General features: G+C 72.0%; 22 protein-coding genes. 11 read left to right on the forward strand and 11 right to left on the reverse strand.

All coding sequences use genetic code 11. The features are described 5' to 3' along the window. Positions 1-23 precede the first annotated feature (23 nt). The 5 genes from VM685_RS14270 to VM685_RS14290 all read right to left on the reverse strand — a co-directional run bounded on the left by VM685_RS14270 (position 24) and on the right by VM685_RS14290 (position 7152). Complete coding sequence (locus tag VM685_RS14270) at positions 24-2345, reverse strand: ATP-binding protein (protein ID WP_325460834.1); 2322 nt, start codon at positions 2343-2345, stop codon at positions 24-26. Positions 2346-2492: 147 nt separating this feature from the next. Beyond that, positions 2493-3245 (reverse strand): RNA methyltransferase, encoded by a 753-nt coding sequence (locus tag VM685_RS14275; protein WP_325460835.1) that lies wholly within the window; start codon positions 3243-3245, stop codon positions 2493-2495. Positions 3246-3298: 53 nt separating this feature from the next. Further along, entirely contained in the window at positions 3299-5416 is a 2118-nt protein-coding gene (locus tag VM685_RS14280) for a M13 family metallopeptidase (RefSeq protein WP_325460836.1), read from the reverse strand. 87 nt (positions 5417-5503) lie between these two features. Then, a complete protein-coding gene (locus VM685_RS14285; RefSeq protein ID WP_325460837.1) occupies positions 5504-6391 on the reverse strand; it encodes an NAD(P)H-hydrate dehydratase in 888 nt (295 codons plus the stop codon). Further along, the gene (locus VM685_RS14290; RefSeq protein ID WP_325460838.1) at positions 6388-7152 is read right to left on the reverse strand and encodes a histidine phosphatase family protein; all 765 of its coding nucleotides are present in this window, start codon (positions 7150-7152) and stop codon (positions 6388-6390) included. The genes VM685_RS14285 and VM685_RS14290 overlap by 4 nt, the downstream gene beginning before the upstream one ends. Before the next feature lie 95 nt (positions 7153-7247). Here VM685_RS14290 and VM685_RS14295 point away from each other — a divergent pair, with 95 nt between their 5' ends. The 3 genes from VM685_RS14295 to VM685_RS14305 all read left to right on the forward strand — a co-directional run bounded on the left by VM685_RS14295 (position 7248) and on the right by VM685_RS14305 (position 9992). Next, on the forward strand, positions 7248-8198 hold the full coding sequence (locus VM685_RS14295; protein ID WP_325460839.1) for a methyltransferase: 951 nt from the start codon (positions 7248-7250) through the stop codon (positions 8196-8198). Between the two features lie 67 nt (positions 8199-8265). Further along, complete coding sequence (locus VM685_RS14300; protein ID WP_325460840.1) at positions 8266-9525, forward strand: cytochrome P450; 1260 nt, start codon at positions 8266-8268, stop codon at positions 9523-9525. A gap of 32 nt (positions 9526-9557) precedes the next feature. Further along, complete coding sequence (locus VM685_RS14305) at positions 9558-9992, forward strand: hypothetical protein (RefSeq protein ID WP_325460841.1); 435 nt, start codon at positions 9558-9560, stop codon at positions 9990-9992. A 19-nt stretch (positions 9993-10011) separates the two neighbouring features. On the opposite strand, the gene VM685_RS14310 is transcribed toward VM685_RS14305, so the two are convergent. After that, positions 10012-10830, reverse strand: a complete 819-nt coding sequence (locus tag VM685_RS14310) for an acyl-CoA thioesterase (RefSeq protein ID WP_325460842.1) — start codon at positions 10828-10830, stop codon at positions 10012-10014. A gap of 83 nt (positions 10831-10913) precedes the next feature. On the opposite strand from VM685_RS14310, the gene VM685_RS14315 reads away from it, so the two are divergent. Both VM685_RS14315 and VM685_RS14320 read left to right on the forward strand, forming a co-directional pair. Further along, a complete protein-coding gene (locus tag VM685_RS14315) occupies positions 10914-11774 on the forward strand; it encodes a pirin family protein (RefSeq protein WP_325460843.1) in 861 nt (286 codons plus the stop codon). 80 nt (positions 11775-11854) lie between these two features. Next, entirely contained in the window at positions 11855-12844 is a 990-nt protein-coding gene (locus VM685_RS14320) for a Tim44 domain-containing protein (protein ID WP_325460844.1), read from the forward strand. On the opposite strand, the gene VM685_RS14325 is transcribed toward VM685_RS14320, so the two are convergent. Continuing rightward, positions 12841-13926 carry a YeiH family protein gene (locus tag VM685_RS14325; protein ID WP_325460845.1) on the reverse strand — a complete coding sequence of 362 codons (1086 nt, stop codon included), beginning with the start codon at positions 13924-13926 and terminating at the stop codon, positions 12841-12843. The genes VM685_RS14320 and VM685_RS14325 overlap by 4 nt on opposite strands. Before the next feature lie 34 nt (positions 13927-13960). Continuing rightward, positions 13961-14731 carry an SDR family NAD(P)-dependent oxidoreductase gene (locus tag VM685_RS14330; protein WP_325460846.1) on the reverse strand — a complete coding sequence of 257 codons (771 nt, stop codon included), beginning with the start codon at positions 14729-14731 and terminating at the stop codon, positions 13961-13963. 182 nt (positions 14732-14913) lie between these two features. Between VM685_RS14330 and VM685_RS14335 the strand changes: the two genes are divergently transcribed. From VM685_RS14335 to VM685_RS14345, 3 genes are read left to right on the forward strand one after another with little or no spacing between them, the layout of a single operon-like run. Further along, positions 14914-16722, forward strand: coding sequence for a methanol/ethanol family PQQ-dependent dehydrogenase (locus tag VM685_RS14335; RefSeq protein ID WP_325460847.1), 1809 nt, complete (start codon positions 14914-14916; stop codon positions 16720-16722). Continuing rightward, on the forward strand, positions 16719-17687 hold the full coding sequence (locus tag VM685_RS14340; RefSeq protein ID WP_325460848.1) for a PQQ-dependent catabolism-associated beta-propeller protein: 969 nt from the start codon (positions 16719-16721) through the stop codon (positions 17685-17687). The genes VM685_RS14335 and VM685_RS14340 overlap by 4 nt, the downstream gene beginning before the upstream one ends. Beyond that, positions 17684-18481 (forward strand): substrate-binding domain-containing protein, encoded by a 798-nt coding sequence (locus tag VM685_RS14345; RefSeq protein ID WP_325460849.1) that lies wholly within the window; start codon positions 17684-17686, stop codon positions 18479-18481. The genes VM685_RS14340 and VM685_RS14345 overlap by 4 nt, the downstream gene beginning before the upstream one ends. Here the strand turns inward: VM685_RS14345 and VM685_RS14350 are convergent. After that, complete coding sequence (locus tag VM685_RS14350) at positions 18478-18669, reverse strand: hypothetical protein (RefSeq protein ID WP_325460850.1); 192 nt, start codon at positions 18667-18669, stop codon at positions 18478-18480. The two genes, VM685_RS14345 and VM685_RS14350, sit on opposite strands and share 4 nt — an antisense overlap. 316 nt (positions 18670-18985) lie before the next feature. Between VM685_RS14350 and VM685_RS14355 the strand changes: the two genes are divergently transcribed. Both VM685_RS14355 and VM685_RS14360 read left to right on the forward strand, forming a co-directional pair. Beyond that, complete coding sequence (locus VM685_RS14355) at positions 18986-19753, forward strand: Crp/Fnr family transcriptional regulator (protein ID WP_325460851.1); 768 nt, start codon at positions 18986-18988, stop codon at positions 19751-19753. A gap of 69 nt (positions 19754-19822) precedes the next feature. Continuing rightward, positions 19823-20089, forward strand: coding sequence for a hypothetical protein (locus VM685_RS14360; protein WP_325460852.1), 267 nt, complete (start codon positions 19823-19825; stop codon positions 20087-20089). On the opposite strand, the gene VM685_RS14365 is transcribed toward VM685_RS14360, so the two are convergent. Beyond that, on the reverse strand, positions 20062-21471 hold the full coding sequence (locus VM685_RS14365; RefSeq protein WP_325460853.1) for a malonyl-CoA synthase: 1410 nt from the start codon (positions 21469-21471) through the stop codon (positions 20062-20064). The genes VM685_RS14360 and VM685_RS14365 overlap by 28 nt on opposite strands. A 34-nt stretch (positions 21472-21505) precedes the next feature. After that, positions 21506-24199 carry a phosphoenolpyruvate carboxylase gene (gene ppc, locus VM685_RS14370; protein WP_325460854.1) on the reverse strand — a complete coding sequence of 898 codons (2694 nt, stop codon included), beginning with the start codon at positions 24197-24199 and terminating at the stop codon, positions 21506-21508. Between the two features lie 93 nt (positions 24200-24292). On the opposite strand from ppc, the gene VM685_RS14375 reads away from it, so the two are divergent. Continuing rightward, positions 24293-25570, forward strand: a complete 1278-nt coding sequence (locus VM685_RS14375) for an amidase (RefSeq protein WP_325460855.1) — start codon at positions 24293-24295, stop codon at positions 25568-25570.

Here is a 25570-nt window from a genome sequence, read left to right on the forward strand (position 1 = left end):
GGAGCCTAGCGCGGCTCCGCGCGTCAGGCGACCTGCTGCGTCCCGCCCGCGGCGTCCGCCGATTCCACCGCCGCCTCGAGCGCCTCGAACAGCTTGGCCGCGGAGATCGGCTTGGCGATGAAGCCGTCCATGCCGGCGGCCGCGTACTCGGTGATGTGGTGGCGCATGGTGTTGGCGGTGAGCGCCACGATCGGCGTCCGGCGGCGGCCCTCCAGGGCCTCGCGCGTGCGGATGATGGCGGTGGCGCTGGGGCCGTCCATCTCCGGCATCTGCACGTCCATCAGGATCAGGTCCCAGGGCTCGCGCGCCCAAGCGTCGACCGCCTCGCGACCGGTGCGGACCAGGACGGGCTCGACGCCCACCTGGCCGAGCAGGGTCTTCAGGACGAGCTGGTTGGTGGCGTTGTCCTCGGCGGCCAGCACCCGCAGCGGGCGCATCTCCACCTCGGCCGACGAGGCGGCCGGGGCCGGGGCCGGCGCCTTGCCCGCCACCTTCGGGAGCGGCAGGCAGACGGTGAAGGTCGCCCCCTCGCCCGGCGTGCTCCGGGCCGTGATCTTGCCGCCCATCAGCTCGGCGAGGTCGCGGCAGATGGCGAGGCCCAGGCCCGTGCCGCCGTAGCGGCGGGTGGTGGAGGCGTCGGCCTGCTCGAACTTCTGGAACAGGTGGGCGAGCTTGTCGGGCGCGATGCCGATGCCGGTGTCCTTCACGGTCAGCCGCAGGGCGTCGTTTCGGCGACCCACGGTGACGGTCACGCCGCCCTGGTCGGTGAACTTCAGGGCGTTGGAGACCAGGTTGTAAAGGATCTGGCGCACGCGGACGGAGTCGCCCAGCCAGGCGCCGCGGGCGGCGGGCTCGATGTTCAGCTTGAAGGCCAGCCCCTTGGCCTCGGCCACCGCCTTGAAGGTGGCGTGCGCGCCCCGGGCGAGTTCGGCCATGTCGAACTCGGCCTGCTCCAGCTCCAGCTTGCCGGCCTCGATCTTGGAGAGGTCCAGCACGTCGTTGAGGATGGCCAGCAGCCCCTCCCCGGACTGGCGGATGACCTCCAGCCGCTCGCGCTGCTCGGGCGACAGCTCGCCCATGGCCATGGCCTGGGCCATGCCGAGCACGCCGTTCAGGGGCGTGCGGATCTCGTGGCTCATGGTGGCCAGGAAGGCGCTCTTGGCGTGGTTGGCGGCCTCCGCCTCCTCCTTCGCCTGGACCAGCGCCCGCTCCTGGGCCTTGCGTTCGGTGATGTTCTGGAAAGCGCCGAGCAGCCGCAGCGGGCGACCGTTCTCGTCGGAGATCATGCGGGCGGTGCCGGCGACCCAGACCTCGCGGCCGTCGTCGCGGGCCACGCGGTGCTCGGGGCGATACGGCACGCCCTCGGCGACGTGCCGCTCCCAGGCCTTCCGGGTTTCCTCGCGGTCACGGGGATCGACGGCGGCCCAGATGTCCTGGGCCATGTCGTCGTAGGTCTTGGGCCGGGTGAAGAAGGTGTCCTCGGCCCCGGCCTTCACGAGCGTGTGGCGGACGAAGTCCATTTCCCAGACGTGGACGTCGGCGATCTCCAGGGCGAGCCGGAGCCGCTCCTCGGAGCGCTCCGTGCGCTCCAGGGCCTCGACCATCTGGGTGACGTCGTGGGAGGTGATGATCAGCCCGCCGACCGCGCCGTCGCCCTGGCGCCAGGGGGCCACCACCGCCTGCACCCATTCCACGCCGCCGTCGGCGCGGGGGATCTGCACGCGGTCGACGTTGACGGTCTCGCCGGTGAGGCAGCGGTCGAAGGCCGCGCGGAACGGCCCGAAGACCTCGGGCGCCAGCTCGTAGAGGGAGCGGCCGCGCGCGTCGCCGATCTGGAGGGCGCGGCGCTCGAGCCAGCGGGCGCTGGCGCCGATCAGCTTCATGTCGCAGTCGGTGATGACCAGCGGGATGGCGGCGACGCTGACCACCGCCGCCAGGGTGCGGCGGGCGGCGTCGCGCTCCCGCAGGGAGGCCTCGCGGGCCTGCTGGGCGCTGATCCGGGTCCACTCGTCGGCGACGAAATCGGCCAGGTCCTGGAGGCGCGCCGCCGTTTCGGCGTCATAGGGCCGCGGACCGTCGCCGCGGACGCACAGGACGCCGGGGACGGCGCCGTCGGCCAGCCGGATCGGCGCGCCCACGTAGAAGCCCATGCCGCAGGCCTCCAGGCGATGATCGGGACAGCCGCCATCGATCCACAGGAGCTCGCCGCCCTCGGCCACCGAGCGCGCCGCCGGGGCGTCGCACGGGAGAACCCGCTTGGGGTCGTGGCTGCGCCAGGCGGCGGCGCCGTCACCGCTGAACAGGGCGATCTGGGCCCGGGCGCCGGGCAGCAGGGCTTCGGCCAATCGTACGGCGCGGTCGAAGACCGGGCCGGATTGCTCCGTGCCGGGCGGCTGGGCTGCGGTCGCAGCCTTCCGCGTCCTCACGCGTGTCATCTACTTAGCCCCACCTCGGCCGGCACCTTAGGCGGCGGGTGGTTAAACACCCCTTGCTCAGGTGACGTGGCGTCCGGCCGCAGCCAGGCGGTGCAGGACGATGCCGCTGGTCGTGGCGACGTTGAGCGAGTCGAAACCGCCCGCCATGGCGATTCGGACGGTGCGGGTCCGGGCCAGCACGCCCGCGGCGAGCCCCGGCCCCTCCGCTCCGAACAGCGCGGCCGTGCGGGCGGCGGGGACCACCTCGTCCAGCTCCTCGGCGCCCTGGGGCGACAGGGCCAGCACCTCGACGCCGTGGGCCTGCAGCACGCCCACGAGATCCGCCCCGGCGGGCAGGCGGGCGAACGGCATGGTCAGCGCCGCGCCCACCGAGACGCGGATGGCCTTGCGGTACAGCGGGTCGCAGCAGTCGGCGTCCAGCAGCACGGCGTCGGCGCCGAAGGCGGCGGCGTTGCGGAAGACGCCGCCCATGTTGTCGTGGTTGGCCACGGCCGAGAGCGCCACCACCAGGGCCTTGTCGGGCAGGCCCGCCAGGAGCGCCTCGGGCGCGGGCTCGGCGCGCCGGCCGAGCGCCAGGATCCCGCGGTGGATCGGGAAGCCCACGATGGCGTCCATCACCTCCTGCGCCGCCGCGTAGACCGGCGTCTCCGCCGGGAGGGGGGCGAGCAGTCCCCGCAGGCCCTCCAGGCGCTGCTCGGCCACCAGCACCGAGACGAGCGGGTGGCGGCCGGCCTGCACCAGCTTCTCCAGCACCACCCGCCCCTCGGCGACGAACAGCCCCGAGCGGCCGACCAGGTCGCGCTCGCGCACCGCCCGGTAGGGCTCGATGCGCGGGTCGTCCGGGTCGGCGATCGGAACCGGAGCTACCAGATGCGCACCCGCTGGTCGGGCTTCAGGTACAGCGTCTGGCCGGGCTTCACGTCGAAGGCCGGATACCAGGGGTCGAGGTTGCGGACGGTGAGCGCCCGGTACATGCCCGGCGAGTGGACGCCGGTGACCACCGCGCGGCGCAGGGCGGCCTCGCGGTACTTCGACCGGTAGTTCTGCGCCCAGCCGAGGAAGAAGCGCTGGTCGCCGGAGAAGCCGTCGATCACCGCAGGCTCCCGGCCGCCCAGCGAGATCTTCCAGGCGTCGTAGGCGGTGGCCAGGCCCGCCACGTCGGCGATGTTCTCGCCCAGCACCTGCTGGCCGTTGAGGTTGAGGTCCGGGAAGACCTGGTAGGCGCTGTACTGGTCGGCCAGCATCTTGGTGCGGGCCTTGAACTGGGCCATGTCGGCCGGCGTCCACCAGTTGCGAAGGTTGCCGTCGGCGTCGAACTGGGCGCCCAGGTCGTCGAAGCCGTGGCTCACCTCGTGGCCCATCACGCCGCCGATGGCGCCGTAGTTCACCGCCGGGTCGGCGTTGGGGTCGAAGAAGGTGGGCTCAAGGATCCCGGCCGGGAAGATGATCGAGTTCTGCGACGGGGCGAACAGGGCGTTCACCGTCTGGGGCGTCATGAACCACTCCTCGCGGTCCACCGGCTGGCCCAGCTTGGCGAGGTTGCGGCGGTACTCGAAGAGCTCGGCGCGCGCCTGGTTGCCGTAGGCGTCGCCGCGGCGGATCTCCAGGGCGGAATAGTCGCGCCACTTGTTGGGATAGCCCACGTAGACCCGGAAGTTGGCGAGCTTCTTCTTCGCCTCCGCCTTGGTCTGCGGGGTCATCCAGTCGATGCGGTCGATGCGCTGGCCGAACGCGGTCAGCACGTTCTTCGCCATCTCCTCCACCTGGGCCTTCTGGTCGGGCGTGAAGTGGCGGGCGACGTAGAGCTTGCCCACCGCCTCGCCGAGCGCGCCGGAGGTGTTGTCCACCGCCCGCTTCCAGCGCTCGCGCTGCTGGGGCGTGCCCGAGAGCGTCTGGCCGTTGAAGGCGAAATGCTCGTCGGCGAAGGGCTTGGACAGGAAGGGCGCGCCGCGCTCCACGGCGTGGAAGGCCAGGTAGTCGCGCCAGGCCTGGATCGGCTGGCTGGCGACCAGCTTCGACATGCCGGCGATGGCGCTGTCCTGCCAGGCGCCGAAGCGCGGCTGGTCGGAGAGGCCGGCGGCGGTGAGGAAGGCGTCCCAGTCGAGGCCGGGCGCCTTGCGGGCCAGCTCGGCGCGGGTCCAGACGGTGTTGGCCTTCAGCACGTCGGCGGTCTGGTCCACGGTCCAGTGGGACCGGGCGATGGCGGTCTCGAGCGCGACCACGCGCGCGGCGCGGGCGTCGGCATCGGCGTAGCCGGCCAGCCGCAGCATCTGGGCGATGTGGGCCTTGTACTTGGCGCGGATCTCGGTGAACCGGGCGCTGGAGCCCAGGTAGTATTCGCGGTCCGGCAGGCCCAGGCCGCCCTGCATCAGATAGGGCCGGTAGACGGTGGTGTCGTTGAGGTCCTCGGCGACCCAGAGGCCGAGGAACCGGTCGGTGTAGAAGTCGGTGGCGTTCAGCGCGTCCACGTCGGCGCGGACCGAGGCGCCCAGTTCCCGCGACAGGTCGGTGCGGCTGCGGATCGCGGCGATGCGGTCGAGCTCCGGCTTCAGCGGCGCGGCGCCGGCGGCCTCGATGGCGGCCTCGTCCATGAAGCTCGCGTAGTAGTCGCCGATCTTGCGGGCGTCGGTCCCGGCCGGAGCGTTGGCGGCGGCGGCCTCATCGATGATCGCGCGGGTCCGCTGGGCGGCGCGCTCGGCGATCACCGCGAAACTGGTCAGGTTCGAGCGGTCGGCGGGGATCTCGGTGGCCTTGACCCAGCCGCCGTTGGCGTAGGCGAAGAAGTCGTCACCGGGCGCGGCGGCGCGGTCCATGCCGGCGGTGTCGAAGCCGAAGGTCCCGTACTGCGGGCGGGGCTTGGCCGGGGCCGGCGCGGCGGGCGCCTCGGCGACGGGCGGCGGCGGCGGTTCGGCGGGCGTGGCGCAGGCGCCGAGCAGGGCCGCGGCGGAGGCCGCGACGAGCCAGGATTTACGAAGGATCATGTGACGTGGAGCTCCCTGGCGGGCCGGGCCCGCGTGTTTGGGCGCTTCCTACACCGGATTTCCGCCGCCGCGATGCTTACGGCTTTGTCATGCGCCGCCGAGCTCGGCGATGGCCGGGGCCACTTCGTCCAGCAGTTCGCGGGCCAGGAAGCCCAGCCGGGCGATCCGCGCCTCCAGCCGCCCGCCGGCGCGGCCGTGCGCCGCCACGCCCCAGACCGCGGCCTGGGCTGGCGGGGCGCCGCGGGCGATCAGGCCGGCGATGATCCCGGCCAGCACGTCGCCCGAGCCGGAGGTCGCCAGGCCCACGTGGCCGCCCACATGGCGCCAGGCCTTGCCGTCGGGGCTGACGATCAGGGTGGTCGCCGCCTTGAGGACCACCACCGCCTTCCACCGGGCGGCGGCGCGGCGGGTGAGCGCCAGGGCGTCGGCGGCCACCTCGTCCTTCGAACAGCCCAGCAGCCCGGCCATCTCGCCCACGTGCGGGGTCAGCACCAGTTCGCCGTGGCGGGCGCGGGCCCGGCCGGGATCGTCGACGAGGCCCTGCATGGCGGCGGCGTCGACCACCATCGGCGGGCCGCCCGCCTCCACCAGACGCAGGGCCAGCTCCCCGGCGGCGCCGTCCTCGACCATGCCCGGCCCGATGACGGCGGCCTGGCTGCGGCCCAGCGCGCCTTCGAGGATCTCCGCCGCCTCCGGCGCGAGCTCTCCTTCAGCAGTCTCCGGCGCGGCGATCACCCGGGCCTCGGGCATGGCCAGCGCCAGCCCCTGGGCGAGGCTGCGCGGCGCGGCGATCTGCAGCTTGCCCGCGCCCGCCCGCATGGCGGCCACGGCGGTCAGCAGGGTCGCGCCCGCCACCTGGGCCCCGCCGGCCAGGACCAGGACCCGGCCGCGGCTCTCCTTGTCGCTCTCCTCGGCGACCACGGGCGGCCGCCAGCGGGCCAGCAGCTCCGGGGTGACCAGCTCCGCGCCGCTCATCGCGCGGCGACCGGCGCGTCGGGTTCGGTGGTCACCGGCGCCCCTTCCTGCTCCAGCGGCGCGGTGAAATTGTAGCGGAACAGCTTGAGCTCGCCGTTGGGACCGCAGCTGCGGTCGAGCCGGTATTCGGTCACCGAGCAGTTGGCCACGTCGTGGGCCCGGTCGATCTCCAGGATCTCCTGCTCGGTCAGGCACTCCAGCAGGTAACGCAGGCACAGCACCACCACCTGGTGGGTGACGATCAGGACCCGCCGGTCGGCGTGGTGCAGGGACAGCGTGTCGAGCGCGCTGCGCAGCCGCAGGATCACGTCGCACCAGCTCTCTCCCCCGGGCGGCCGGTGATAGAACTTGCCCAGCAGGCGACGGAACTCCGCCTGGTCCGGATGCAGCTCGCCAATCCCGTGGCGGGTGAGACGGTCCAGGATGCCGAACTCCTTTTCCCGCAGCCGCTCGTCGGGCGTCGGGCGGTGCGCCTCCGGCGAGAAGCCGCCGCAGTCGCGGACGATGTCGGCGGTGCGCAGCGCCCGGACATAGGGCGAGCTCAGCACCACCTCCGGCCGCTCGTGCTCGGGCATGTCCGAGAACCAGCGGCCAAGGGCGCAGGCCTGGCCCTCGCCGAGCGCCGAGAGCGGCACGTCCACGTCGCGGTCGGCGATGTCGATACGCCCGTGCCCGGCCGCCTCGGCCAGGTTGCGGGCCACATTGCCGGCGCTCTCGCCGTGCCGCACAATCCACAGCCGCTCGGGCCAACGTGACGCCACGCCTGCTCCTTCCCAATGGTGGTCCCCGGCTTGAAACGCCACCGTGCCGGATCGGATGCCGTGAACCGGAACCGTGGCGGCGGCTTTTCATCGGCATGCCCGACTCCACCGCCGCCACCTCCGCCGACGACGCCCTGCTCGCGCTGCTCCGGCGGCTGGAGGAGACGGGCTACGACTTCGTCACGCCCACGCCCCTCACCCACCAGCGCGTGGTGCGGCGCCCCGGCCTGCAGGAGGCGCGGTCGGTGCGCGACGTGCTGGGCTGGAGCCGGCCCTTCCGGGAGGGCGTGCTGCCGGACGACCTGTTCGAGGCGCTGGCGGCGGCGGGCGTGCTGGCCCGCGACGGCGCGCTGTGGCGGAGCACGGTGCGGGTCTCGCGGGTGCACGGCCTGCTGTTCCTCCACTCGGCCTTCCCCACCGACGACGAGGATTCCGTCTTCCTCGGGCCGGACAGCTACCGCTTCGCCGACTTCGTGGCCGCGGAGATCGCCGAGGGCGCAACGATCGGCCGCCTGGCGGACATCGGCGGCGGTGCCGGCGTGGGCGCGCTCACCGCCGCCGCCCGCTGCCGGCCGCAGGAGGCCCTGCTCACCGACGTGAACTGCCGCGCCCTGCGCTTCGCCCGGCTGAACGCCGCGCACGCCGGGATCCCGCTGGCCGTCCGCGAGGCGGAGGGCCTGGAGGGCGCGCCGGCGGGGACGGACCTGATCCTCGCCAACCCGCCCTACATCGTCGACCCGGCGGGCCGCACCTACCGCGACGGCGGCGACCTGCACGGCGGCGAGATCTCGCTCGAGTGGGCGAGGACGGCGATCCCCAAGCTCGCGCCGGGCGGGCGGTTCCTGCTCTACACCGGCAGCGCCATCCTGATGGGCGGCCGGGACCGGCTGCAGGAGGAACTGCGCAGGACCGCCCAGGAGGCCGGCTGCGCCCTCGCCTACCGCGAGCTCGATCCGGACGTGTTCGGCGAGGAGCTGGACACCGCCCCTTACGCCGACGTCGAGCGGATCGCCGTCGTCGGCTGCGTGATCACGAAACCGCGCTGACGCCTGCCGAAAGTTGACGCCCGCGTCACCTTCACGCTAGCAAGGCGGCAAAGCGGAGGAACAGATCATGGCGGACGGCAATCTCCTGAGCCTGCAGGCGGCGCGCGACGAGGTCTATTCGGCCCCACTCGAGAGCCTGGACCCGGCTCAGCCGGCGCTGTTCGCCGCCGACGCCCACTGGCCGATGTTCGAGCGCCTCCGCGCCGAGGACCCCGTGCACTACACCGCCGAGAGCGAGCACGGCCCCTACTGGTCGATCACCAAGTACAACGACATCATGGCGGTGGACACGAACCACCAGGTGTTCTCGTCCGAGGGCGGCATCACCATCGCCGAGCAGACGCAGGGCGACGGCCCGCTGCCGATGTTCATCGCCATGGACCCGCCCAAGCACGACGTGCAGCGCAAGACCGTGTCGCCGGCCGTGTCACCGCTCAACCTGCAGCGGCTGGAGCCGCTGATCCGCGAGCGGGCCGGCATGATCCTCGACAACCTGCCGATCGGCGAGGAGTTCGACTGGGTCGACAAGGTCTCCAAGGAGCTCACCGGCATGACGCTGGCGACGCTCTTCGGGATGCCGCAGGAGGACCGGCGCAAGCTGATCTACTGGTCCGACGTGGTCACCGCGATCCCCATGCCGGGCGGGCTCGTCGAGACGATCGAACAGAAGATGCAGATCTTCGTCGAGTACCACGCCTATTTCACGGCGCTGTGGAACGAGCGGGTCAACGCCGAGCCGACCGGGGACCTAGTCTCCATGCTGGCGCACGGCGAGGCGACCCGGAACATGGAGCCGCGCGAGTACTTCGGGAACATCGTGCTGCTGACGGTGGGCGGAAACGACACCACCCGCAACACCATCTCGGGCTCGATCCTGGCCCTAAACCGGAACCCGGACGAGTACCGCAAGCTGAAGGCCGACCCGGAGCTGATCCCGTCGATGGTCTCCGAGACCATCCGCTGGCAGACGCCGCTGGCCCACATGCGCCGCCGCGCGCTCGCCGATCACGAGATCGGCGGCAAGACCATCAGGAAGGGCGACAAGGTCGTCATGTGGTACGTCTCGGGCAACCGCGACGACGAGGTCATCGAGCGGCCGAACGACTACATCATCGACCGTCCGCGGGTGCGCAACCACCTGTCGTTCGGCTTCGGCATCCACCGCTGCGTGGGCAACCGGCTGGCCGAGCTGCAGCTGAAGATCATCTGGGAAGAGATCATGAAGCGCTTCCCGACCATCGAGGTCGTGGGCGAGCCCAAGCGGGTCTACTCCACCTTCGTGAAGGGCTACGAGCACCTGCCCGTGGTCATCCCGGCCCGGAACTAGACTCGGTCGCTCCGGGCGGCGACAACGCCGCCATGGACGAGAAGACAGCCATCGGGGCCGTCGTCGACGAGATGTACGCCATGATCTCGGGGCCCGCCGGGCCCCGGGACTGGAGCCGCCAGCTCGCGGTGTTCCGCGAGGACTCCCGCCAGATGCGCACCGGCGTCGACGCCGAGGGCCGGCCGTGGATCAAGGCCATGGGCCCGGCCGAGTACCGGGCCGACGTCACGCCGTTCTTCATGGCCAACCCGTTCTTCGAGGTGGAGATCGCCCGGCGCATCGACGTGCTGGGCAACATGGCCCACGTCTGGAGCCTCTACGAGGCGCGCACGTCGCCCGACGACGCGACGCCCGAGCGGCGGGGGATCAACTCCATCCAGCTCTTCAGGGACGGGACCGGCGCCTGGAAGATCGTCTCGATGATCTGGGACAACGAGCGGCCGGGGGTGGTCGCCGAGCCGTTCTGAGCGGATCGGAGGCGCGCCCCTAGCGGTCCGTCCCGGTCTCCCGCACGCGGACGATCAGGCTCTGGCTGGCGGTGGCCATCAGCTCGCCGTCCTGGGCGAACAGGTACATGGCGCCGTGGCCGAAGCCGCCGTGGACGCCGTGGATGCGGATGTCGCAGAGCACCCACTCGGTGGGCACGATCCGGCGGACGCGCAGGGTGTTGTCCAGGCTGTTGCCGCCGGCGTTCCGGCCGAGCGCGCTGCCGATGCCGGAGGGCAGCATGTCGGCCATCACCGCCAGCATGGGGGCGTCGATGGGGAAGCGCTCGCGCGGGCGGATCCAGATCATCGAGCGGCCGTCGGCCTCCGGCTTGCCGTCGCGGTCGGCGCCGTAGCGCCCCTTCACCACCCGCACCTCCATCCGGCTGTGCAGGCCGAGCGCGGAGCCGCGCCAGTGCTCGGCCGGCTCGCAGTCCTCCGGCCGGGGTGCGTCGGGCATCTGCAGCCACTGCTCGGAGAGGTCGCTGGGCCGCGAGCCCAGGGCCGCGTTGACCGTGAAGATCTCCTTGTCGTCCACGTGGCCGACGACGCGGGCCTGGCTGTTGTACTTGCCCTGGGCGGGCACCCAGACGTCGAGGTCCACCACGCTGGGCGGCCGGGCGTAGGACAGATACTGGGCCGTGGCCCAGATCACCGGCCGGCCGGTGGTGCGCTCCATGGCGCTGACCGCCGAGGCGAGGCCCACGCCGCCGAACATGAACATGCCGTCGGGCGGGCCGACGCAGACCGCCGGCGACAGCGGCATGTACCAGCGGTGCGGGTTGTGGGTGGCGCGCAGGTCGAAGAAGGAGGGGTCCATCGCCGCCGTTCTTCGAACCATCCGGCGAGCTTCGCAAGGGGCGGAATGGGCCTATATGCGTTGAGCCCCACGAAGGAGCCCCGATGCCCGCCAAGACCGTCACCGCCCAGCACGCCGCCCACCGCGACGACATCGGCGACCTGCAGACCAGGCGTCCCGTGCCGGGGCCGCAGGTGGCGCAGGTGGACCCCTTCCTGTTCCTCAACCACCACGGGCCGCAGGTCTATCCGCCGGGCAACCAGGGCCTACCGTTCGGTCCCCACCCGCACCGCGGCTTCGAGACCGTGACCTTCATCCTCGAGGGCGAGCTGGCGCACCGCGATTCCGCCGGCCACGAGAGCGTGATCAAGGCGGGCGGCGTGCAGTGGATGACCGCGGGCTCGGGCCTGATCCACGCCGAGGTCTCGCCGGAGGACTTCAAGCGCGACGGCGGGCCGCTGGAGATCCTGCAGCTGTGGGTCAACCTGCCCTCGCGGCTGAAGATGACCAGGCCCCGCTACGTCGGCCTGCAGCGGGACCAGATCCCGGCCCTGACCGCCGACCAGGGCCGCGCGGTCGTCAACCTGATCTCCGGGACCTGGGGCGGCCAGACCGGCCCGGTCCCCTCCCACACCGGCGTCTTCATGACGACCCTGGAGCTGAAGGCGGGCGGCAAGGTGGGCTTCGGCTCGCTCGGCGGCCGCAACGTCTTCCTCTACGTGGTCCGCGGCCACGTGAACGTGAACGGCAAGGCGGTGGCGCCCTGGCACCTCGCCGAGCTGGACCTCGCCGGAGACACGGTGGAGATCGCCGCCACCGACGACGCCGTCCTGCTGTTCGGCCATGCCGAGCCGATCGGGGAACCGGTCGTGGCCCACGGACCGTTCGTCATGAACACCCGCGAGGAGATCATGGACGCCATCCGCGACTACAACGCCGGCCTGTTCGACCAGGTGAGCGCCTGAGCCGGTCCGATTTAGGAACCCCCTGCCCTATCGGCGGGGCCCGCGGGCCCATACATCAGGGGGAAAGGGAGATTCTTCAGATGAGTACTGTCCGGTCCAGGTTCGCCGCCGCCTTCGGCGTCGCGCTCGCGATGTCCCTGCTGGTGGCCGCCCCGGCCGACGCGCGGCGCGGCGGCAGCTTCGGCAGCCGCGGCGCGCGCACCTACACGCCGCCGCCGCGGACCCAGACGGCGCCCACCCAGACCGCCCCGATCGAGCGCTCGATGACGCCCCGCCAGCCCACGGCGCAGCAGCCCGGCGCGCGGCCGGCGGCGGCCGGCGCGCCGGCGCAGGCCCCGCGCCGCGGCGGCTTCCTGGGCGGCCTCGGCGGCGGCCTGCTGGGCGGCCTCCTGCTCGGCGGCCTGATCGGCGCGATGATGGGCAACGGCTTCGGCGCCGGCATGGCCGGCTTCGCCGCGATCCTGTTCCAGGTGGCGCTGATCGGCCTGGGCGTGTGGCTGCTGATGAAGCTGTTCCGCCGCCGCCAGCAGCCGGCCGCGGCCGGCGCCGCCGGCTGGCCGGGCGCGACCTCGCGCTTCGAGGCCCCCGAGGCCCGCTCCGGCGCCCGCCCGTTCGGCGGGACCATGTACACCCCGGCCACCCCGGCGAGCGCCGGGCCGAGCATCGACCTGGCCGTCACCGCCGAAGACCGCAAGGACTTCGAGCGCCTGCTGGGCGAGGTGCAGGACGCCTTCGGCCGCGAGGACTACGGCCGGCTGCGCGAGGTCACCACACCGGAGGTGATGAGCTACCTCTCCGAGGAGCTCAGCCAGAACGCCACCCAGGGCCGCCGCAACGAGGTCAGCGACGTGCGCCTGCTGGAGGCCGACGTGGCCGAGGCCTGGCGCGAGGGCGATCGCGAATACGTCACCGCCGCCCTGCGCTACGAGAGCCGCGACGTGATGCGCGACCGCACCAGCGGCGCGGTCGTGTCCGGCGACGCCGAGCGCCCGACCGAGACCACCGAGCTGTGGACGTTCGTCCGCGACCGCACGAGCCCCTGGAAGCTCTCGGCGATCCAGGAAGCCTAGGTCAGCAGCACCACGGCCAGGACGAGACCGCCGATCCAGGCGGTCTCGGCCACCATCACCGCGACAGGGCGCCAGCCGGCGTCGATGAGGGCCTTGAACGAGGTCTTCATCCCCAGGGCGGCGATGGCCGCCACCAGGCACCAGCGGGAGATCTCCGAGGCCGCGGCCGTGGCCGCGGTCGGCAGGACGCCCAGGCTGTTCAGCGCCACCAGGCCTGCGAAGCCCACCAGGAACAGCGGAACCGGGGCGCGCGGCGCGGCGGGCCCGCCCCGGCCGCGGGCCATGATCACCGCCACCGCCAGCACCACCGGCAGCAGCATGGCCACCCGCAGCAGCTTGACGTAGGTCGCCACGTCGCCCGCCTGGGGCGAGATCATGTAGCCGGCGCCCACCACCTGGGCCACGTCATGGATGGTGCCGCCGAGGAACAGGCCGGCGTGCTGGTCGTCGAGCCCCAGCAGGGCCACCAGCATCGGGTAGAGCACCATGGCGATGGTCGACAGCGTGGTGACCACCACCACCGCCAGGATCACGTCGCGCTCGCTCTCGCGGGTCTTCGGCAGGACCGAGGCGATGGCCAGCGCCGCCGAGGCGCCGCAGACCCCCACCGAGCCGCCGGAGAGCAGGCCGAACCCGCGGCTGAGGCCGAGCATCCTCGCCAGCAGGAGCCCGACGAACAGGGTGCTGCCGACGCCGGCCACCACCATGGCGATGGGCGCCCAGCCGAGGCCGAGGATCTGCTCGAGCGTGATCCGCGCGCCCAGCAGGGCGACGCCGACGCGCAGCACGGCCTTGGAGGCGAACTCGATGCCGGCCACGCAGCGGCCTTCCTGGTGCAGGAAGTGGAAGGTCATGCCGAACAGCAGGGCGAACAGCATCACCGGCGCCTGGTAGTGCTGCGACAGCCACGAGGCGGCGAGCGCGATGGTCACCGCCACCAGCACCCCCGGATAGACCGAAGCCGCGAAGGCGCGCGCGCTCAGCCTGGGCCTTGGCGGCGCCTCGGGCAGGCCCTCCATGCCCGCATAGGACTGGAACACCTCGTGCGCGGCGGCGGCGTCGGTGTCGATATCCCTGGCCATGCGGCGGAACCTGCCCTGCTTCGGGGGCGCGGGGCTAGAAGTTCACCCGCGACGAGATGGCGCCGTCCACCAGCAGGTTGGAGCCGGTGGTGAAGCCCGAACGTGGGCTGGCCAGGAACACGGTCGCCGCGGCGATCTCCTCGGGCGTCGCCATGCGGCCCATCGGGTTGCGCTTGATCATCTGCTCGAAGAAGCCGGGGGACTGGTCGCGGACGTCGCCCCACACCCCGCCCTCGAACAGCACCGTGCCCGGCGAGACGACATTGGCCCGCACCTTCCGGGCCGCATACTGCCGCGCCAGGCCCTTGGCGTAGTGGATCAGCGCCGCCTTCATCGGGCCGTAGGCCGAACCGCCCTGGGTCTCGGCGGCGGAGACGGACGAGATCATCACGAACGCGGCGTCGCCCCTGGCCGCGGCGGCCGCCTCGAGGAACGGGGCCGCGGCCTCGAAGCTTCTCACCGCCCCGAGGACGTCGATCTCGAACATGGCCCGCCAGTCGTCCTCGGAGCCGCCGTTCACCAGGGCGCTGGCGTTCGAAACCAGGACGTCGATGCCGCCGAGCCGCTCGCCCGCGCCGGCGACGAACGCCTTCAGCGCCGGACCGTCGGCGATGTCCACCGCCTGGCCCCAGGCCTGCACGCCGCGGCCCTTCAGGTCCTCGACGGCGGCCGCCACCTGGTCGGCGTTGCGCGCGCAGATGGCGACGTTCACGCCTTCGTCGGCGAACAGCTCGGCGATGCTGCGGCCGATGCCGCGCGAGGCGCCGGTGACGACGGCGGTCTTGCCCTTCAGCCCAAGGTCCATGGTCTCTCCCCTTCTTCCACTGGGCCGCGACCCTGCCCCAGCCGGCGCGCCGCCGCCAGATTGATCCCAAACGCCGGCTTGAGCGTTGGAACGGCAAGGGTGTGCAGGGGTGGAACGAGGGTATGGCGGGAGACCGGACGTCCGTTCTGAGCCGCGGTCGCGTCTGCGCGGCGGTGACGGCCATGGCGCTGGCCGCGCTGGCGGCGTGCGAGCGGAAGCGCGAGGCGGGCCTGCCGCCGCCGAAGCTGGTCCCGGTCCCGGCGGGCTCCACCGGCGCCACCGCCATGCTGCCGGCCGACGACGGCCAGTGGAGCATGCCGGCGAAGGACTACGCCTCCACCCGCTTCTCCAGCCTCTCGGAGATCACGCCCGCCAACGTGGGCCGCCTGCAGGTCGCCTTCAGCTTCTCGACGGGGGTGAACAAGGGCCACGAGGCCGCGCCCATCGTGGTGGGGAACACGATGTACATCGTCACCCCCTACCCCAACGACCTCTACGCGCTCGACCTCACCAAGCCCGGCGCGCCGGTGAAGTGGAAGTACTCGCCCAAGCCCGCGCCCTCCAGCCAGGGGGTCGCCTGCTGCGACGTGGTCAACCGCGGCGCCGTCTACTGGGACGGCAAGGTGATCATCAACACCCTGGACGGCTACACGGTCGCGGTGAACGCCGCCGACGGCAAGGAGGCCTGGCGCACCAAGCTGGGCGACATCAACCGCGGCGAGACCATCACCATGGCCCCGCTGGTGGTGAAGGGTAAGGTCCTGGTCGGCAACTCCGGCGGCGAGTTCGGGGTGCGCGGCTGGATCACCGCGCTCGACGCCGGCACCGGCAAGGTCGCCTGGAAGGCCTTCCACACCGGCCCCGACAGGGACGTGCTGATCGGGCCGGAGTTCAAGCCGTTCTACGCCATGGACCGGGGCAAGGACCTGGGCATGACGACCTGGCCGCCGGACGCCTGGAAGATCGGCGGCGGCACGGTGTGGGGCTGGATCTCCTACGATCCCGAGCTCGACCTGATCTACTACGGCACCGCCAACCCGGGGCCGTGGAACGCCGAGCAGCGGCCGGGCGACAACAAGTGGACGAGCGGCATCTTCGCCCGCGACCCGGACACCGGCCAGGCGCGCTGGTTCTACCAGTTCTCGCCGCACGACGTGCACGACTACGACGGGATCAACGAGAACATCCTGCTGGAGGTCCCGGTGAACGGGACGATGCGCAAGGTCGTCGCGCGGCCCGAGCGCAACGGCTACTTCTACCTGCTGGACCGCGCCACGGGCGAAGTCCTGTCGGCCGACCCCTTCGCCTATGTGAACTCCAGCTTCGGCGTGGACCTGAAGACCGGCCGGCTGAAGGTAAACGCCGAGAAGACGCCGCGCATGGGCAAGGTGGTGCGCGACATCTGCCCCACCGCCTCCGGCGCCAAGGACTGGAACCCCTCGGCCTTCTCGCCGCGGACGGGGCTCGTCTACATCCCGCACGCCAACGTCTGCATGGATTGGGAGAACCTGCAGGCCAACTACATCTCCGGCACGCCCTACGTCGGCGCCGAGGTGCGGATGAAGGCCGGGCCGGGCGGCCACCGCGGCGTCTTCACCGCCTGGGATCCCGTGCGCCGCGCCGCGGTCTGGACGATCAAGGAGGACTTCCCCCTCTGGTCGGGCGCGCTCGCCACGGCTGGCGACGTGGTCTTCTACGGCACCATGGACGGCTGGTTCAAAGCCATCCATGCGCGCACGGGCCAGCTCCTCTGGCAGTTCAAGACGGCGTCGGGGATCATCGGCCAGCCGGTCACCTACCGCGGGCCGGACGGGCGGCAGTATGTGGCGATCCTGGCGGGCGTCGGCGGCTGGGCCGGGGCGATCGTCTCGGGCGACCTCGACCCGCGCGATCCGACGGCGGCCCTGGGCTACGTGGGCACCATGGCCGACCTGAAGGACAAGACGACCGCCGGCGGCGTGCTCTACGTCTTCGCCCTGCCCAAGGCATGAGGGCCTGGATCGCCGCGGTCGCGGCGGCGCTCCTCTCCGCCTGCGGCCCGCAGGCCGCCGGGCTGCACACCGCCTATGTCTCGAACGAGCAGTCGAACGTCATCCACGTGATCGACGGCCGCACCGCCGCCGAGGTGGGCAAGATCCCGGTGGGGAACCGGCCGCGGGGCCTGGGCCTCTCGCCGGACGGGCGGACCCTCTATGTGGCGGTGAGCAACGACAACCGCATCGCCGTGGTGGACACCGCCACCCGCAAGGTCACCCGCTACCTGAATTCCGGCCCCGACCCCGAGCGGTTCGCGGTCAGCCCGGACGGGCGCACGCTCTACGTGGCCAACGAGGACGACGCCAAGGTGAGCTTCCTCGACGTGGCGAGCGGCAGGATCCTGCGCGAGACCGAGGTCGGCGCCGAGCCGGAGGGGATGGCCGTCAGCCCCGACGGTCGCTGGGTGATCTGCACCTCCGAGGTGCTGAGCCTGGTCCACTTCATCGACGCGGCCACCGGCGAACTGAAGGACAGCGTGCTGGTGGGCACCCGCCCGCGCGACGCCCTGTTCACGCCCGACGGCGCGCGCCTGTGGGTGAGTTCGGAGGTCCGCGCGACGGTGGCGGTGTTCGACATGGCCACGCGGCGGCCGGTGAAGACCATCGACTTCCGCACCAAGGAGGCGCCGCCCGCCATCCAGGCGGTGGGGCTGGCCATGACCCGCGCCGCCGACCGGGTCTATGTGGCGCTCGGCCGGGGCAACGAGGCCGCCGAGGTGGACGCCAGGACCTTCGAGGTCACGCGCCGCTTCAAGACCGGCTTCCGCAACTGGGGCGTGGCGCTGTCGCCGGACGAGACCCGGCTCTATGCCGCCAGCGGCCTGTCCGGCGACCTGTCGATCGTCGACCTGAAGAGCGGCCGGACCTTCAAGCGCCTGAAGCTGGGGGGACGCCCGTGGGGCGTGGTGGCGGCGCCATGAGGCTGGCGCTCCTGCTCCTGGCCGCCGCCCTGGCCGGCTGCTCGCCGAAGCCGAAGGTGCTGCGGGTCTGCGCCGACCCCAACAACCTGCCCTTCTCCAACGCCCGCGGCGAAGGCTTCGAGAACCGCCTGGCCGAGCTGGTGGCGAAGGACCTGGGCATGACGGTGGAATACACCTGGTGGGCCCAGCGGCGCGGCTATGTGCGCAACACGCTGAAGGAGCGCCAGTGCGACGTCTGGCCGGGCGTCGCCACCCAGGTGGAGATGCTGGCCACCACCCAGCCCTACTACCGCTCAACCTATGTCTTCGTGACCCGCGCCGACCGCGACCTGACGATCGCCTCGCTGGACGACCCGCAGCTGCGCACCCTGCGGATCGGCGTGCAGATGATCGGCGACGACAGCTCCAACACCCCGCCCACCCACGCCCTCGCGCGGCGCGGGATCACCGACAACGTCCGCGGCTACATGCTCTATGGCGACTATGCGAAGCCCAACCCGCCGGCGGAGATCGTCGATGCGGTGAGCCGGGGCGACGTGGACGTGGCGGTGGTCTGGGGCCCCCTGGCCGGCTATTTCGCCAAGCGCGCCGAACATCCGCTGCGCGTCACGCCCGTGCGGCCCTGGCTCGACGGGCCGCAGTGGCCGATGGTGTTCGACATCTCGATGGGGGTGCGGAAGGACGACCTCGAACTCCGCGACCGGCTGGACGAGGTGCTGGTCCGCCGCACGGGCGAGGTGAAGGCCCTGCTTGCGGACTATGGCGTGCCGGTGGTCGCCGAGCCGGCGCTCTAGGCGGCGCGGGCGACATCCGCGGCCGGGATCGCGGCGCGCGCAAGCGCCCGGATCACGCAGGCCGCGGCCACGGCCTTGGTGGGCGCGTGGCCCTGCACGGCGATTCGGCCGGCGAGATCGAACGTGGTCCAGGTCCACCCGTCCTCGCCCTTGTTGATGCGATAGCCGAAGCTGGCGTGATCCCTCATTTGATGTGCTGGCTCCAAAATACTGGACCGGCACAACGAGGGAAAACCGGCATCGTTCCTTCAGCAGCGCCGCGATCTTTACGATCCGTTGCCTGGGCAGAACTTCAGTATTGCTGATGAAAGACCTGCTTCGGCTGTAAGTCGGCTATCCGACTTTCGGTATATGGCCTATTTTCCTCCGATTTCGCGAGAATTTCCTTGCGCACTATCGCGTGAGTTGCATTCTGCAGCGGAACCATTATCGCGCATGGGGGTTCCCCCATCGCGGGCCCCTGCGGCCTGCGCAGGGCCAAAATCCAGCTCAAGGGGACACCGGATGACGGGCCGGTTCAGACCTCACATCGCGCCAAGGCCGCTCGATCCAGTGCTTCGGCGGCTGGGGGTGGTGGCCAGCCTCTCGGAAGCGGAGCAGGACCTTGTCCGTCAGCTCGGCGAGCGAAGGGAACGTCATGCGCCCGGCGAGGAGCTCATCACCGAAGGCTTGTCCGGCGCCCGGGCGCGCCTCGTGGTCTCCGGCTGGGCCAGCCGGCAGCGGGTGCTTCCCGACGGGCGGCGCCAGATCTTCAGCTTCGTCCTGCCCGGCGAGCCCATCGGGCTGAGCCGTCGGCCGGCCGCGCCGGCGCTCGGCAGCGTCGTGGCCCTGACGGCCCTGGAGACGGTCGATGCGGAGCCCCTGGTGGAGGCGGCGCTGTCCGGCCGGGCGCCGGGGCTGGCGCAGTTCATCGTTCGCGCCCAGCACACTGACGACGCCCTGCTGCTCGATCATGTGGTGCGCCTGGGACGACAGACCGCCTACGAGCGGGTCGCCCACTTCCTTCTCGAGCTGCAGCATCGCCTGCAGCTTTCCGGACTGGGCGACAGCCAGCGCTTCCCGCTGCCGCTCACCCAGGAGATCATGGCCGACGTGCTCGGGCTCTCGATCGTCCACGTGAACCGCACGCTGCAGCAGCTCCGGCGCGAGAAGCTGATCGAGCTGCGTTCGGGCGTCGCGATCCTGCTGCGGCGCGAGCTGCTGGTGAGCATCTCCGACTACCGGCCGGCCGCCACGCCGCCCCTGCCGACGATCCGGCAGGCCGCGTCTTAACAAGAGTGATTGCCAAGCCACGCCCCGCCATGGCCTGCTTCGGCCGTGTTTCGGGGAGGCGCGGCCGGTATGGCGCTGCAATTCGCGGTGATCTGGTACGGCGGACGCTGGACGTTGCTGGCGCCCGGCGTGCGGCGCGACCGCTACGCGTCCCGGGACAGCGCGCTCGCCGCCGCCCACCGCCTGGCCGAGCAGGCCCGCCGACAGGGCTATGAGGTGGAGGTCCTGGTGCAGGACGTGGGGGGCGAGCTCTCCGCGGTCCCGCTGCAGGACCAGGACGAGGGTCCCGGCCGGCCGGGCGAGCGGCCTCAGGACCCGGCGAACAGTCCCGCGTAGCGCTCCCGCAGCAGGTTCTTCTGCACCTTGCCCATGGCGTTGCGCGGCAGATCGTCGACGAACACCACCCGCTTGGGCGCCTTGTAGGCGGCCAGCCGGAGGCGGGCCTCGGCGATCATCGCCACCTCGTCCCCCTGCCCCATCACCACCGCCACGACGCCCTCGCCGAAATCGGGGTGCGGCACGCCGATGACGGCGCTCTCCACCACCCCTGGCAGCTCGTCGATGATGAGCTCGATCTCCTTGGGATAGACGTTGTAGCCGCCCGAGATGATCAGGTCCTTGGCCCGGCCGGAGATCCAGACGCGGCCGTCGGGGTCCTGCCGGCCCACGTCGCCGGTGATGAAGTAGCCGTCGGCGGTGAACTCCTCGGCGGTCTTCTCCGGCATCCGCCAGTAGCCGCCGAAGACGCTGGGGCCGCGGATCTGGATGACCCCAGTCTCCTCGCCCCCGCCGATGCGCAGCTCCACGCCGGGCAGCGGATAGCCCACGGAGCCCGCGATCCGCTCGCCGTGCAGGGGGTTGGTGGTGATGATCACCGCCTCGCTCATGCCGTAGCGCTCGAGGATGCGCTGGCCGGTGCGGTCCTCGAACTCCGCGAAGGTGGTGGGCAGCAGCGGGGCCGAGCCGGAGATGAACACCCGGATCCGCGACGCGAGCTCGCGGGTGAAGCCGGGGTTGGCCAGGAGGCGGGTGTAGAAGGTGGGCACCCCCATCATCACCGTCGAGCGCTCCAGCCCCTTCAGCACCTCGGCGTCGGCGAACTTCGGCAGCCAGACCATGGGCGCGCCGGACAGGAAGGCGCAGTGCATGGCGACGAACAGGCCGTGGACGTGGAAGATCGGCAGGGCGTGCAGCAGGACGTCGTCGGGCGTGAAGCCCCAGGCCGCGTGCAGGGCCAGGGCGTTGGTCGCCAGGTTCCCGTGGCTCAGCATGGCGCCCTTGGAGCGGCCGGTGGTGCCGCTGGTGTAGATGATCGAGGCGAGGTCCGATGCGGCTCGCGGCACGGCCAGCGCCAGGGGCTCGAAGGTCCGCGCCTCCGCCACCCAGGCCGGGGCGTCGGTGACGAAGACGGCTGGCTCGGCGTCGGTCAGGAAGTACTCGACCTCGGAGGGCGTGTAGGCCGCGTTCAGCGGCAGGAAGACCGCCCCGGCCTTCAGGACGCCGAGGTAGATCATCACCGCCTCGACGCTCTTCTCCACCTGCATGGCCACGCGGTCGCCCGGCTGCACGCCCTCAGCGACGAGGCGGCCGGCGACCCGCGCGGCGGCCTCCTCGAGGGCGCCGTAGCTCACCTCCGAGCCGTCGCTCAGCAGGAAGCAGGGCTTCGCACGGTCAGCCGGGAAGCGGCCGGACAGCAGGTCGTAGAGGTTCTCGGACATCCCCGCCTTGTTAGCGGATGTATGCAAGCCGCCGCTAGCCCGTGTTCCGGAGGCCTGCCGCGACGCCGTTGATGGTCAGGTGGATGCCGTCCCGCACGGCCTCGTCTTCGTCGCCGCGCCGGCGTCGGCGGATCAGCTCGATCTGCAGGTGATTGAGCGGATCGATGTACGGCAGCCGCGAGCGGATGACGGCGGCGAGGTCGGGGTTCTTCTCCAGGAGCTGCGACTGGCCGGTGATCTCCAGCAGGGCCTCGTGGGTGCGCTCCCACTCGGCGCGGATCTCGCCGAACACGTGCTCCGCCAGCGCCCGGTCCTCCACGAGGCCGGCGTAGCGGCCGGCGATGGCGAGGTCCGACTTGGCCAGCACCATCTCCATGTTGGCGAGGGTGGAGTGGAAGAAGGGCCAGCTCTCGTTCAGCTCCTTCAGCTGCGCCATCGACACCCCGCCCTGGGCCACGGCTGAGCCGAAGCCGTACCAGCCCGGCAGCATGGCCCGCGACTGGGACCAGGAGAACACCCAGGGGATGGCCCGCAGGCCCTGGATGCTGCGGGTCGGCTGGCGCGAGGTGGGCCGGCTGCCGATGTTGAGGTCGGCGATCTCGCTGATCGGCGTGGCCCCGTAGAAATAGTCCACGAAGCCCGGCGTCTCGAAAACCAGGCCGCGGTAGGCCGCCATGGCGGCGCGGGCCAGCGCGTCCATGGCCTTGCTCTGCGGGGCGGCGAGGTCGGCGGAACGATGGGTGCGGAGCGAGGTCAGCACCACGCCGGCGGTGAGGGTCTCCAGGCTCTGCCGGGCGAGCTCTGGGTCAGCGTACTTGTTGGCCACCACCTCGCCCTGTTCGGTGATGCGGATGCGGCCGTTCACCGTGCCGGCCGGCTGGGCGAGCAGGGCTTCGAAGCTGGAGCCCCCGCCCCGGCCGACCGCGCCGCCCCGGCCGTGGAACAGCTGCAGCCGGAGCCCGGCCCCGCCGACCACGGCGCAGAGAGCGCGCGAGGCCTTGTGCAGCTCCCAGGTGGAGGTGAGGTAGCTGCCGTCCTTGTTGGAGTCGGAGTAGCCGATCATCACCTCCTGCATCCCCGGCGCGGCCAGGAGGTCGCGCACCAGCGGCAGGGCGAGGTAGCGGGCCATGGTCCTGGACGCGGCGCGCAGGTCCTCGATGGTCTCGAACAGCGGCTCGGCGAACACCTCGGCGCGCGGCGGCTCGCCCGGCGTGTAGAGCCCCACCTCCTTGAGCAGCAGGTAGACCTCCAGGAGGTCCGACACCGAGGTGGTGTTCGAGACGATGTAGGTGCGGATGGTCTGCGGCCCGTAGCGGCGCTTGATCTCGGCGGCGGTGGCCAGCGTCTCCAGCTCGCGGCTCGTCTCGTCGCCGTAGGGGGCGAAGGGCGAGGCGAGCAGCCGGCCGTGGGAGAGCTCCTTCGTCAGCAGGGCGCAGCGGGCGGCCTCGTCGAGGGCCTCGTAGTCGTCGCAGACGCCGGCGGTCCTCAGCAGCTCGGCCACCACGCGGGCGTGCACCGAGGAGTTCTGGCGCAGGTCGAGCGTCGCCAGGTGGAAGCCGAACACGTCCACCGCGCGGATCAGGTCCGGCAGCGGTCCGCTGGCGAAGGCCGGGCCGTGCTTCTGCAGGAGCGAGTCCAACACGGTCTGCAGATCGGCCTTCAGCGCGTCGGGTCCCGCGTAGGGCTCGGCCGCCCTGGTGGAGGGCCTCGGCGGCGCCTCGCCGGTCAGGGCCGGATAGGCCGCCGCCAGCCGGGCGTAGATCCCCGTCAGCGCGCGGCGGTAGGGCTCGTCGGCCCGGTGCGGGGACTCGTCGTGCGAGGCGTCGGCGAGGGCCTGCAGCTCCGGCGTCACGTCCACGAGGTCGGCGGACATGGAGAGCTCGGCGCCGAGCGCATGGATGGCGTCGAGGTACATGCGCAGCGCCGCCCGCGACTGGCGGGCGAGCGCCAGGCGCATCACCTGCGCGGTGACGTAGGGGTTGCCGTCGCGGTCGCCGCCGACCCAGGAGCCGACCCGCAGGAAGCTGGGCAGCGCAGCGTCCCCAAGCACCTCGCCCCAGTGGGCGTAGAGCCGGGGCAGCTCGGCCAGGAAGCTGCGTTCGAAATAGGAGACCGCGTTCTCGATCTCGTCGGCCACGGCGATGCGCACGCTGCGCAGCAGCCGGGTGCGCCAGAAGATCGACACCTCGCGCAGCAGCTCGCGCTCGATGGCCGCCCGCTCCGCCTCGCTGCGGGCGTGGTCGAACGCCTCCAGGTCGCGGGCGATGGCGCTCTGGCGGTCCAGGACGCTCTTGCGGCGCACCTCGCTGGGGTGGGCGGTGATCACCGGCGCGATCAGGGCCCCGCGCAGCAGCTCGGCCACCGCCTCGGTCCCCACGCCTTCGGTCTTCAGACTGCGGAGCGCGCCGGCCAGGGTGTCCGGCCGGGCGTCCCCGGCCCGCCCGCGGCGACGCTGGATCTGGTCCTCGGCGATGTTGGTGATCTGCAGGAAGACGGCGAAGGAGTGGGCGAAGCGCACCGTGTCCGGCAGCGAGAGCCCGCCCAGCCGCTCGGCCATGACCCTGGCGGCCTCCGGCGTGCCCTCCCGGTGGAAGGCGACCGAGGCCTGGCGGATCTCCTCGATCTGGCTGAACACCGCCGCCCCGTCCTCCGCGCGGATCACGTCCCCCAGGATCCGGCCGAGGAAGCGGACGGTCGAACGGAGTTGGTCGGGCAGTGACTGGCTCATGCCCCAGAGGAAAGCCACGAAGCCGGCGATCCGTCATCTGGTTTCCCCGGCCCCGCTCGGCGATAGTCCGGGCACGTCCGCCAGGAGCCCCACATGACGCCCGACGAAGCGCTAGCCCGGATCCGCCGCTACGACGGCCGGCTGAAGGCGTTCGTACGCGTGTTCGATCCGCCGCTGACGGGCGAGGACTCCGACGGCCCGACCTTCGCCATCAAGGACCTGTTCGACGTGGCCGGCGTGCCCACCGGCGGCGGGGCGGTGGTGCCGCTGGACCCCGCCCCCGCGGACCACGCCCGCGCGGTAGAGCGCCTGCTGCAGGCGGGATGGAGCGCGGTGGGCAAGACCCACACGGTGGAGCTGGCCTATGGCGGCTGGGGCACCAACCGGGCGGTAGGCGCACCGTGGAATCCCTGGGACGCCAAGGTCCACCGGGCGCCGGGCGGCTCGTCCTCCGGCTCGGCCGTGGCGGTGGCGGCGGGCCTCTGCGACGGGGCGCTGGGCTCCGACACCGGCGGCTCGGTGCGCATCCCGGCCGCGATCTGCGGCGTGGTGGGGCTGAAGCCCGGCCGCGGCCTCGTCAGCCTGCGCGGGGTGCATCCCCTGGCGCCGGCCCTCGACACGGTGGGGACCCTGGCCCGCGACGTGGCCACGGCCGCCCGGATGCTGGCCGACATCTCCGGTCCCGACGGCGCGGCCGCCGTGCGATCGCCATTCGACGCCGAGGCCGCCCTGCGCTTCCCGGCCCGGGGGCTGAGCGTGGCGGCGATCCCGCTGGACGAGCTTGGCGAAGTCGACCCGGAGGTGGCGCGGCTCTACGTGGAGGCGCTGGACCGGCTGAAGCAGGCCGGTGTGGTCGTGCAGATGGTCTCGCCGGCCAAGTCCCTGGAGCAGTCGTTCGGGCCCAACGGCATGCTGATGGCCGGCGAAGGCTGGCGGATCTGGCATGAGCGCATCGAGCAGCACGGCTCGGTCATGGACCCCTGGATCGTGCGGCGCTTCGAGGCGGGGCGCGAACTCACCGACCAGCACCTGGCGGAAGCCCACGCCCGCCGCGCCCAGGACCAGATGGCGTTCCACGCCTGGCTCGCCGACTTCCACGCCCTGGTCAGCCCCACCTGCCCGATCCCGGCGCCGCCGATCGCCCAGGTGGACGAGACCACCTCCCCGCTCAGCCGCCTGACCCGGGCGGCGAACTACCTGGACCTGCCGGGGATCAGCGTCCCGTGCGGGCTCACCGCCGAGGGGCTGCCTGTCGGGCTGCAGATCCTGGGACAGCCGAGGGACGAGACGACCGTGGTGGCCATCGGCGCGGCGTTCGAGAAGGTGTCCGGCTGGAACGGGCGCAGCCCCGACCTGAGCGGGTTCGAGTAG

Origin of the sequence: Phenylobacterium sp., from assembly GCF_035539035.1 — a bacterium.
GTDB lineage: Bacteria > Pseudomonadota > Alphaproteobacteria > Caulobacterales > Caulobacteraceae > Phenylobacterium.